This window comes from Petrotoga sp. 9PW.55.5.1 (assembly GCF_003265365.1).
GTDB lineage: Bacteria > Thermotogota > Thermotogae > Petrotogales > Petrotogaceae > Petrotoga.
In genome coordinates this window covers 17660-28959 of sequence record NZ_AUPM01000062.1, presented here as the reverse complement: position 1 = coordinate 28959, position 11300 = coordinate 17660, and the positions used below count along the sequence as shown (strand labels likewise).

12 protein-coding genes and 2 tRNA genes are annotated in these 11300 nt (G+C 29.2%); 9 read left to right on the top strand and 5 right to left on the bottom strand.

Annotation, left to right across the window (positions count from 1 at the left end):
- On the top strand, positions 1-432 hold a 432-nt coding region (locus tag PW5551_RS09230), incomplete at its 5' end, for a hypothetical protein (protein ID WP_158526177.1).
- A gap of 46 nt (positions 433-478) precedes the next feature.
- Here the strand turns inward: PW5551_RS09230 and PW5551_RS09225 are convergent.
- The gene (locus PW5551_RS09225) at positions 479-691 is read right to left on the bottom strand and encodes a hypothetical protein (protein WP_113075483.1); all 213 of its coding nucleotides are present in this window, start codon (positions 689-691) and stop codon (positions 479-481) included.
- 156 nt (positions 692-847) lie between these two features.
- On the opposite strand from PW5551_RS09225, the gene PW5551_RS09220 reads away from it, so the two are divergent.
- The 8 genes from PW5551_RS09220 (at position 848) to PW5551_RS09190 (ending at position 7668) form a co-directional block, all read left to right on the top strand.
- A complete protein-coding gene (locus tag PW5551_RS09220) occupies positions 848-2332 on the top strand; it encodes a hypothetical protein (protein ID WP_113075482.1) in 1485 nt (494 codons plus the stop codon).
- Entirely contained in the window at positions 2329-3480 is a 1152-nt protein-coding gene (locus PW5551_RS09215) for a type II secretion system protein GspD (protein WP_113075481.1), read from the top strand. The genes PW5551_RS09220 and PW5551_RS09215 overlap by 4 nt, the downstream gene beginning before the upstream one ends.
- Positions 3477-4559 (top strand): hypothetical protein, encoded by a 1083-nt coding sequence (locus PW5551_RS09210; protein ID WP_113075480.1) that lies wholly within the window; start codon positions 3477-3479, stop codon positions 4557-4559. The genes PW5551_RS09215 and PW5551_RS09210 overlap by 4 nt, the downstream gene beginning before the upstream one ends.
- A gap of 48 nt (positions 4560-4607) precedes the next feature.
- On the top strand, positions 4608-5642 hold the full coding sequence (locus tag PW5551_RS09205; protein ID WP_113075479.1) for a BTAD domain-containing putative transcriptional regulator: 1035 nt from the start codon (positions 4608-4610) through the stop codon (positions 5640-5642).
- Between the two features lie 122 nt (positions 5643-5764).
- Positions 5765-6130, top strand: a complete 366-nt coding sequence (locus tag PW5551_RS10610; protein WP_233488506.1) for a PAS domain-containing protein — start codon at positions 5765-5767, stop codon at positions 6128-6130.
- Complete coding sequence (locus tag PW5551_RS09200; RefSeq protein WP_233488505.1) at positions 6088-7416, top strand: sensor domain-containing diguanylate cyclase; 1329 nt, start codon at positions 6088-6090, stop codon at positions 7414-7416. Before PW5551_RS10610 ends, PW5551_RS09200 begins: the two co-directional genes overlap by 43 nt.
- Before the next feature lie 69 nt (positions 7417-7485).
- Positions 7486-7575, top strand: a tRNA-Ser gene (locus tag PW5551_RS09195).
- 16 nt (positions 7576-7591) lie between these two features.
- A tRNA-Arg gene (locus PW5551_RS09190) sits at positions 7592-7668 on the top strand.
- Between the two features lie 41 nt (positions 7669-7709).
- On the opposite strand, the gene rpmB is transcribed toward PW5551_RS09190, so the two are convergent.
- From rpmB to gltX, 4 genes are read right to left on the bottom strand one after another with little or no spacing between them, the layout of a single operon-like run.
- Complete coding sequence (rpmB, locus tag PW5551_RS09185) at positions 7710-7901, bottom strand: 50S ribosomal protein L28 (RefSeq protein ID WP_113075477.1); 192 nt, start codon at positions 7899-7901, stop codon at positions 7710-7712.
- Between the two features lie 38 nt (positions 7902-7939).
- A complete protein-coding gene (locus PW5551_RS09180) occupies positions 7940-8434 on the bottom strand; it encodes a chemotaxis protein CheX (RefSeq protein ID WP_233488504.1) in 495 nt (164 codons plus the stop codon).
- Positions 8425-9816, bottom strand: a complete 1392-nt coding sequence (gene cysS, locus PW5551_RS09175) for a cysteine--tRNA ligase (protein ID WP_113075486.1) — start codon at positions 9814-9816, stop codon at positions 8425-8427. Before cysS ends, PW5551_RS09180 begins: the two co-directional genes overlap by 10 nt.
- 14 nt (positions 9817-9830) lie before the next feature.
- Positions 9831-11297, bottom strand: a complete 1467-nt coding sequence (gltX, locus tag PW5551_RS09170) for a glutamate--tRNA ligase (RefSeq protein ID WP_113075476.1) — start codon at positions 11295-11297, stop codon at positions 9831-9833.
- Between the last annotated feature and the right edge of the window lie 3 nt (positions 11298-11300).

Genomic DNA, 11300 nt, shown 5'->3' with positions numbered 1-11300 from the left:
GGGATTTTATTTGTTATGGTGATTATGGCAGTTTCAATGTTGGCACAAGTAACTGATTCAGCGACAGTTCCAGTTTATTTGAACGTACCCGAATTTGTTAGATTGAGTGTTGCTCCTGGTGATGATGGACAATTTAATTTGGTTTTTGATCTTTTAAATCCTGATGCAACAGTACAAGATACAGTGGCTCTTTTAGCTGAAGCTAATGTTAGTTATGGTGTAGCTTCTTCCGTTAGTGAGGTTACCGGTTATGAAAGTTGGGCTAGTTTAGTTAATGTATCTATTGATACGTCAGTTATTGGTTTTGGATCTGCCGGTGTTGTAACTTTTGATACAACAGCTACTATCAACGTAATTGATAATTTAAATTTAGGAACACTTACAACAAATACAAAGATAGCTGATGTAATTTTCACAATTAGCAGTTTATAATAAATAACAATGTAAATAATAAGTGCCCCTATGAAAGGGGCATTTTTTATATAAACACCAAAGCAACTAACCCGTCTGTAAACACACCCTGAAATTCCCCTTCTGTGAAGGGGTGGATGCAGCGTTTTATGCTGCAGACGGGGTAGTCACTCATAAATTTGCTTTTAGCAAATTGAAAATCCAATTCAAAAGCAACTAAACCGTCTGTGACAAAAAGCGTCACAGCCACCCCTTCAAAAAGGGGAATTAAAGCTGACACCCCTCTCAAGAGGAGAATTAAACCCTTGAAAAAGGGGAATTTAAAACCTAAGATTCTGATTTTAAAATAAATTTTATTATAAATAGTGTTATAATATTTTATATATAATGAATGGGTATATAATATGATTAGTTAGAAGGGGGATCGATAAAACATATGAAAAAACTTCTCGTTATTTTATTTTTTACGTCTTTCTTGATTTTACTTTCTTTTTCTCAAATTACTGTTTCTCCGCTATCATCTGAGCATAACGTTAGAGCAGGTGAACAATTCACAGAAGTTATATACATATATGGCGGGAACACGACTCAACCTGTTAGTATTGAGTTATACCAGTTAGGTCAAGATATATCTGGTAATTTTGATTATATTAAAGCCGATCAATCAAACTTTCTTTATACAAACTGGGCACAATTCCCTAATTCAGTAACTGTTTCACCAGGTACAAGCACGCCCGTTGAAGTTAATTTCAATATCCCTTCAAATGCTCCGTTTGGAACCTACAATTTTATTTTAATGATTACACCGCAAGTTGAAACTGGTGGCACCATAGGTATAATTATTAGGTATGCAATAAGAATTACCGTACATATACAAGGAACTACGATAACAAATATTAGTGTTGAAAATGTTGATGTCATACCTGATGAAGAGGGAAGACCTAACTTACAAGCTACTGTGGTCAATGGTTCGAGTTATGATTTGATAGTTTCGATGGAAGCAATTTTAAGAGATCAAAATAACAAGATGATTGAAAGATTTCCTTTAAAATCTGAATATATGGAAAAAAACAATATTTCTTCTCAAAGGATTTTAAAAGGTAATAAAGTTGTTTTTTCAGGGCAACCTAAATACTTATTATCAGCAGGTGATTATAAAATAAATCTTTTTGTTAATTATTCTAACAGACAAAGAGTTTTTACCTATGATTTAACTGTTCCTGAAGAAGGTTTTAATTTTGTTCCTCCAACGGAATTAGCTTTGTTGTTAGATAACGATGAATTTAGTTTTGATCTTTATCCAGGTGCCGTTAAGACTTTTGTTGTAAATCTTCAAAATATGTCAAATCAAAATGTCAATGTTGAAGTTGGTGCCAGAGATTTCGCTGGTTTAACAAAAGATAAATCGATTCTTTCTTGGCTTACTTTAAGAAGTCAACCTTCCTTTACTATCAATTCTCAACGAACATCTAGAACTATTATCTCAATAAACGTTCCTAAAGAGGCAGAAGATGGAGGATATTACGGTCAGATTGTGTTCAGAGCTTATAACCAAGACGAAGAGTTATTATCTGAAAAAACCGTTAATATAGAAACTTTAATTGGAGATACTATTTACGATATTAATTTAGTTAGTACTAATTACGAAATAATTGAAAACCAAGGTATTTTTAGTGTAAATGTAAAAAATATCGGAGATAGGTACATTATTCCAAAGGGAACAATAAGTATTATTGACGAAAAAGGTGTTAGCATTGGTGTTTACGATCTTACGCCTTCAAGTGAAGAATGGCTTATTCCAGGACAAGAAACTCTGTTAATAGGAGAAGTACCCTTAATAACAGATGAAAATTACAGATATATAATTACACTTTTCAACCAAGATCAAAGGATAAAAACTTTTGAGGGGGATTTGAAATGAAAAAAATGTTTTTATCTTTTTTTCTAATCATTTTTTCAATACTTATATTTTCACAAAAGGAAGAATCACCAAAAGTTACCGCTACCTTTTACAACACTGATTTAACAGAAGCACTAAACGAAATTTCTCTTCAAACAGGATTAACAATTCTATCAGATCAATACGTTAGTGGTTTAGTAACAGCAGATTTTGTGGAAGTAGATTTAGAAAAAGCTTTAGATATATTATTACTACCTGGTGGATTCGCATACAGAAAGATTGATGAAAATGTTTATTTTGTGGGCCTTCCAGATCCAAATAGCCATAACTTTATAAATTTAGCAGAAACAGCGATTATTTCTTTAAACTATATTACTGTTGATAAGTTTATAGGTTTAATCCCTGAGAATTTAAAACAGTATATCAAAACTAACAAAGAAAGAAATCAAATTGTTGTATATGCCCCCAAAAATATTATAGAATATGTGCAGGATTTAGCAAATAAATTAGATGTTGCTGAACCGTATATAGAGTTAACTGTATACATAGTTGAAACAAACGAAAGGTTTTCTGACCTGATTAAAGGTAATGTTTTTAATATAAACAAAGAAGGCATAAAAAATAGTTTTTCTTTTTCAGCTCCAACTATAGGTATTTCTGTTCAAGATATATTCGAAGCAGAAATAGATATGTATGAAAAAAATGAAACTGCTGAATTAGTTACAAAACAGATTGTTAATGTTTTACCCGATCAAAAAGCATTATTAAGTTTAAAAAGTTCGGATAGTATCATCTTTACAACTTACAGAAACGAATTTAGAAATATAGAAAGCGGTATAGAAATAGAAATGACTCCAAAAATGATGAACGAGATTATTCAAATTTCTTTCCGAACAAAATCTGCAAATTTAATGGATGTGAAAAAAGATAGTTATCTGCTTGCTGAATCTGAATTGGAAACAAAAGTAAATCTAAAACCAAATGAAATATTATTGATAGGAGATTTAGATTTGAGTCAAACATATTCTAGAAATGGAGGCACTACTTTTCTCAAAGATCTGCCTTTTCTTCGACTACTATTTGGAGATAATGAGAACAAGGACGAAAATAAACGAATGATGATTTTTCTGACTGCTTCTCCTATTTTTATAGGAGTTGATGAAAAATGAAAAAAATATTATTTTTAATAATTCCTTTTATTTTAACTTTTAATCTTATAACTTTTTCTCAAAGTTCTCAAATGTATAGTTATTCAGTTTATGCTGTTTTAGAAAATCAAATTAGAAACGAGACTTTACTGGGTAATATATCAATAATTCAAGGATACTCCTTTAATTTTGACTCAAAAGGAAATATCAATGCTACCTTTAAGATTACACCTTTAAATGATTTAGGGAATCAAGTAAGAACAAAAATTGTTATTGATAGTGTTAATATGTATTTCGAAGATACTATTGATCTAAATAAAAACAAAAATAATTATGTTGCTTCTATCACTTATGAAGATGAAAATGAAGAAAAAGTTCTTGATATATATATTTTAGTAAATAATCTAGAAAAAATGAAGTTTATTGAAGAACAAGAATCAGTTAAGAAGAACAGTATTTCTTTTAGAATATATCAAAATTCATTTTCTTATCATAACAAAGATGAGCTAGTATCAGAATTAAATATTAAATTAAATGATCTTGTTTTCGTTGGAATAAGTAATCTTTTAGATTTTAAAAACGCTGGTTATTATGGTAGTTTTATTATCAAAGACTTAAAAGTTGGAGTTAACGCTCAGAACAATAAATTCTATGTTTTTTTACAAGATAAAACAGAATTAGAGAATTTGGAATTTGAAGGAATAATTGTCCCTGTAACTTTTACAGATAATAGTCTGAAATTTAATAATGACTTTTATTTTTCTGTGCAAAAGAATTTTAATTCTTTTAAAATAGTTGACCTGAGATACATACTTACAAACGAGGAAGTTGGTTTTTATTTAGGCGAGCATTTTTATACATCTTTAAATTTTGAACAATTTGGCTTTTACTTAGGTAGAGAGTTAGAAAAATTAGCAAACTTTATGGAAAACAATCTTTTTATGAATTTCGGTTTAAATTATATAGAAAATAAGTATAATCTATTTTTTAACTTAGGCTCATTTCATAAAATAAATAATATTGAGTTTCAAAATTCTTTAGGATATAATTTTATTTCAAATAATATTGTATTTTCTTCTTTTGGAACTTACGAATTTTAAAAATGAATCACGGTGAATCCCCTATCCTTTATTTCGAGGTGACTTAATTTGTTAAAAATCTACATGTTGGGGGAATTTGAGGTATATGTTAATAACCAAAAAGTAGATACTTTTAAATCGAGAAAAGCTGTTGAAGTATTAAAATATTTAGTACTTAATAGAGGAAGGCAAGTCCCCCTTGTTGAAATTTACGATTTATTTTGGCCTGGATTTGATGACGAGGGAGCAAGATTAAATCTAAATACAACTTTATATTATATTAGAAAGAATCTTAAATTAAAAAGCAATGAATTAACTTTAAAAGAGAACTATTGCTTATTTTCGAAGAATGAAGATATATATATCGACATGGAAGAGTTCATTAAATTAAGTGACGAGGGTTTTAAAGAAAAAGAGACCACAAGAAGGTTATTTTTGTTTACTAAAGCGGTGGATTTGTATAAAGATGATCTTTTACAAGAAAATATGGAAGATGAATGGATAAGAGACAAAAGAGAATTCTTAAAAAGAATTTATATAGATATGCTCTTAGAAATTGGAAATATATACATGAAAATGAATAATACAATAGATGCTCATTACTACATTCAAAAGGCTTTCTTACATTCTAAAAGAGAAGATGCATGGTTGAAATTGGTAAAATATTATGTAGAAAATGGAGAAACAGAAAAAGCTAGAAGTTTATTTAATGAATATAAAGATTATTTTGGTTGTAAAGATGATTTTTCTTCTTTTACTATGATTTCACAAAACAATTCTTTTTCTAATAACATCTTTGTAAAAGATGGGAATTTTTTTTCTCCTGAATTATTTGATATAGTTCTTGAACTAGAGCAAAATAAAAGAGATAAAGACTTCATATTAGTTGAAATAAAAATAAATGATAGGATAACAGAAGATGCGATTAATAAATTAAAAACAATTATAAGAAAAGAAGATGTATTTACAATAAAAAAAGAAAATTTTCTGATTTTACTAAGAGGAATTAAAAATATCTCAGAGAGCAGAGAAAAAGTCATTAAAAAAATTACTGATTTCCTACGTGAAAAGAATATTGAATTTACAATAATCAAAGTTGAATAAAAGTTTCTCTTATTCTATTTTTATTCTTGATTGTTAGAAAATATAAAAAATAAGGGAGGCTGGGAAAAATAATTTATAATAAGTCACTCAATGATAATGAACGAGAATATATTTTATCTCAATTGCAGAAGAAATACGAGGAATCATCAAATGAAAGTTTTGATTTTGAAGAGGAACGTTATCCATGGTTTATATTAGATGATGTTAATGATTTAATTTTTATTATTAATACTAAAAGACTTATTGTTTATGTTAACAAAAAAGTTGTTGATTTAGGGATTCCAAAAAAGAACCTAATTGGTACAGATTTAACTGATCTTTTTTATGAAAAAAATATAAAAAATCAAATTAACTATTTTTTTCATAAAAAAGCTCAAATAAGTTGTTGGTATTTAATTACATTTTTTATAATAACAACCACGAAGAAGTTCCTGTCGAATTCAAGTTGGAAACATTTACTATTGATTCTGAAAATCTTTGTATTTTAATAGGCAAAGATTTAAGTGAAAATTTTAAATATGAAAAAGAAATTGAAATTATTAGAAAGAATGAAGCAAAAATAAGAAATGCTTTTGAATTTTCTCAAATAGGAATTTGGGAATGGGACTTATTCTCAGGAATTTTTGATTATGATGAAAGATATAAAGAAATTTTGGGATATGACGAAGATCCATTCGATAGAAATTGGAAAGTCTTTGAAAAGTTCGTTGATAACGAAGATTTAGATAAAATCATTAACAGCTTCAAAGAATATTTTGAAGGAAAAAGAGAAAAATTTGAAGGGCAATACAGAATAAAAGACAAAAATAATAATTATAAGTGGTTTTTATCTAGAGGAAAAATTTTAGAAAAAAACAAATTCGGTTTACCCCAGAAAATATTGGGAACATATTTAGATATAACAGAGTACAAAAAACAAATTGATTCTATAAAAAAAGAAAAAAGTTTTGTCGAAAAAGTAATGGAAAATATGGGTCAAGGATTAGTTTTGTTAGATTTTGAATTGAATGTACAATATGCAAATAAATCTTTTTATAATATGGTAAACAAGAAAGAAAATATACAAAATTATAAAGATTTTATTAACAAAAATAGGCTTGATAATTTTAAACACATGATAAAAAAAATAATAGATGGCCCAGAAAAACTAATAACTTTTGAATCTACTTTACAATCGAATTCTTCAAATGCAATTCCTGTATTAATTGCTGCTGTTCCATATATTGAAGAAGATATAAAAAGAGTAATTTTAGTCATAACAGATATGGCAGAAAAGAAAAAGTTGGAGGAAACACTTAAAAAGTTTGCTACGTATGATGAATTAACGGGTTCTTACAATAGAAGAGTCGGTTTTTATGCTTTAGGAAAATATTTTGAATTAGCAAAAAGGCGTAAAGAAACACTTTCCATTGTTTTTATAGACATTGATAACCTAAAATATATAAATGACAATTTTGGTCATGATACTGGGGATTATATTCTTAAAGAAGTTTCACAAATATTAGGAAACACTTTACGAGAATCTGATTTAATTATACGTGTTGGAGGTGATGAGTTTATTTTAGGGCTTCCCAATGCTGAAACTAATGACGTAATAAGAATATTTCAAAGAGTGCAAAAAAAATTAGAAAATATAAAAGTCGATGGGAATGTGAAAATAGAATTTAGTTATGGTATTTCTGAATATAAAGACTTTGAAAAAGATGTTACTCTAGAATCATTAATAAAGGAAGCGGATAACAAAATGTACCTGATGAAAAAAAGTAAGAAATAAAATTCCCTTGACAGAAATATTCAACAATGTTATAATAATCAAGGATTGATATATATATATGAAATTAACGGAGAGGTGGCCGAGTGGCCTAAGGCGCTTGCCTGCTAAGCAAGTGTAGAGGTGACTCTACCGAGGGTTCGAATCCCTCCCTCTCCGCCATTTATTTTATTCAAAAGTGCCTGTAGCTCAATTGGATAGAGCGTTGGACTGCGGATCCGGAGGTTGCCGGTTCAAATCCGGCCAGGCACGCCATACTTTAATAAAAAAATCGGTCTTTAATTAGACCGATTTTTTTATGCCTTTTGGACTCTTCCTGATTTTAAACATTTAGTACAAACATACTTCCTCTGAACTACACCTTCTTCGTTGATCACTCTTATTCTTTGAATATTAGGTCTCCATACTCTCCGAGTAGTTACTTTAGATTTAGCAACTATATTTCCAGTTGAAGGACTTTTACCACATACTTCGCATTTTTTTGCCATTTATTTCTTCCTCCTCATAGCTTTATTGATTGTTTTGTTCATCTTCGTTCTTTAAAGACAAAATACAAATCCATTTCATTGTTTCCAGAAATAAAAACAGGAAATTTCAAAATTGTACCTCTTGCAGTTACTTTAACTATTTTGCCCCTGAAAACAGAGGGTGGAGTTACTACAATATTATAATTATACTTTTCAAGATTTACAGCTATAGAACCAGAAACCATGTTACCTAATTCACCCAGAGCGCTTATAGCCATATCATCAATCTCATCTACTTTCATCATGCCTTCCATCATATTGTTAACGATATCCTTTGCAACGTTCTCAGTAAAAGAATATAAAATATTACCTTCTAATAACCCAGTAAACCCAATATTAGTAACTACATCATAACTTTTATTTATATCTTTAACTGTTATAGGCTTTTTTACTTCAAAGTTCAATTTAGTAATAATTTTAAAGGTATTTTTTAGGGACGCCAAGATAGAATTTATTATATTTACGTCTATTATTTTCTCCTCCTTTATTGCCACTTGGTTCTTTCAGGAGTATCTTTTAACTTAATTCCCATATTAATTAATTCGTTACGTATATAATCACTTAAATCAAAACGTTTTTCTTTTCTAAGGGTATCTCTAACGTTTAAAACAACTTCTACTAATTGATCCAACTCAAAACTATTTTTCCTCAACGTTTCACTTGTCTCAAATAAACCTAAAATACTTCCATAAAAATTACTAATGATATAATAAATATTTTTTATTTTCTTTTCATCTCGTAAATTTAACGCTTTGTTTAACTCTTTGCTCAATTCAAAAATACGACTAATAATTGCAGGTGTATCAAAATCGTTGGAAAGTTTTTCTATAAGAAATGTTTCATCAACTATAAAAAAATCCTTTTGTGTTGGATAAGGAACTTTTCCACCAAAAAACTCTTCTGATTCCTTTAGTGCTTGCTTCACTCTATTAACTGAAGTTTGTTGAGACCTGAGTAAATCTTCATTTATATCAATAGGTATTCTGTAGTGCTTACTTAGAACAAATATTTTTAAAACGTCTGAGTCGAATTTTTTTAACAGGTCTCTTAAATACCAAACATTCCCTAACGATTTTGACATTTTATCTTGAGCCATTTTTATCATCCCATTGTGCATCCAATACTTAGCAAATTCCTTACCAGTTTTAGCTATAGCCTGAGCTCTTTCGTTTTCATGGTGAGGAAATATTAAATCGTTACCTCCTGCATGAATATCAAAGGTTTCTCCTAAAAGTTCTGTAGACATAACCGAACATTCTATATGCCAACCAGGTCTACCTTTACTCCAAGGGCTTTCCCAATAAGGTTCTCCTTCTTTAGAAACCTTCCATAAGGCAAAATCTAAAGGATCCTTTTTAAATTGAGAAACTTCTGTCCGATTTCCTACTTTCATATCCTCAACTTTTCTATGAGATAATTCACCATATCTTTTGAACTTGTTGATGTCAAAATAAACATCACCATTATCTGCTTTATAGGCGTATCCTTTCTTTATTAAATCATCTATATATAAAATGATTTCATCAACATAGTTAGTAGTTTTCGGGTGAAAATTGAATGCCCTTGCCTTTAGAGCTACCATATCTTTCCAATACTCGATTATATATCTTTTCGCTAACTTTTCAAAGGATATTCCTTCTCTATTAGCTTGTTCAATTATTTTGTCATCTATGTCTGTAAAATTTTGTACTAAAATCACTTTATATCCTAAATACTCTAAAAATCTTCTAAATGCATCAAATATAATTATTGGTCTCGCATTACCAATATGAAGTAAATTATATACTGTCGGCCCACAAAGATAAATCTTTATTTCCCCTTCTTTTACTGGTATTAAATCAACTAATTCTCCACGTAAGGTATCGTATATCTTTATTTTATTTTCAGGAGTCAAAGATCTTTCACCCTTTCGAATCTGTCTAAAACCCTATTCCTTCCTATCAAATAAATTGTATTTACCAAATCTGGTCCATGAAATGAATCTGTTAAAATCTTTCTTAGAGACATATAAAATGGTTTCTTTTGAGGTTTGCTATCTTTCATGGCTTGTTTCAAATTATCAGTTATTGTTTTGGGATCCCAACTATCGTTTTCTTTAATATAATCATAAAACTGTTTTATTGCTTCTTTAACTCCAGATTTACTGAAATATTCTAAAAATTCCGAATCGTTTGTATCGGGGACATAATCCTTTAAAAACACTTCTATCTTTTCAGGTATTTCACTTAGAATTTCTAGAGAGGGTAAAATTGTTTCTATTGCTTTAATAACCCATTTTTTGTTCGATAAATATTGTTCTGGAATTAATAAATTAGAGTTTAAAACAAAAGGTTTAGCTAATTCATAGATTTCTTCTAAAGGTTTTTTTCTAAGATATTGCCCATTCATCCATTTCAACTTCGTTTCATCAAATATAGCTGGACTAGAATTTACTCTGTCTAAAGTGAAATTATCAATTATCTCAGAAATTTCTATTATTTCTTTTCCTTCTGGATGCGACCAACCTAATAATGATAAATAATTTAAAACTGCTTCTGGTAAGTATCCTTGATTTATAAACTCCTCTACGGAAGTCGCTCCATGCCTTTTAGATAATTTTTTACCATCAGGTCCAAGAATCATTGAAACATGTGCAAAAACTGGCATTTTAGCTTCAAAAGCTTCGTAGATAGCCATTTGCCTTAAAGTATTCGGCAAATGATCATCTCCCCTAATTACATGGGTTATTTTCATTTGGACATCATCCACTACAACTGCAAAATTATACGTAGGAATTCCATTACTTCTGAGAATTATAAAATCACCGATGGAGCCTTTCTTAAAAATAACCTTACCTTTGATTTTGTCATCTAATTCATAATCTTTTTGTGGCATTTTCAAAAAGATTACAGGGTTTAAACCTTTCTCTTTGAATTTTTTAATTCTTTCATTAGTATTGTATTTAGATATTAATTCATAAGAATAATGAGGTGGTTTCCCTTCACTCAGTAATTGATTCTTGATCTTTTCGATTTCTTCGGAAGATATATATGCCTCATATGCTTTGCCATTATCTATTAATTCTCTAGCTTTTTGCTGATAAATTTCTAATCTTTCACTTTGACGATATGGGCCATAATTTCCTCCTATATCTGGTCCTTCATCCCAATCTAATTTCAGCCATTTAAGACTTGATATCAGTTGGTTTTCTGACTCTTTGGTTGAGCGTTCTATATCAGTATCTTCAACTCTTAAAACAAACTTTCCTTTGTTTTTTTTAGAAAAAAGATAGTTAAATAGAGCTGTTCTTACTCCTCCTACATGAAGGTATCCAGTTGGACTAGGTGCAAATCTTGTTCTAACTTCATTTGAATTCATTGA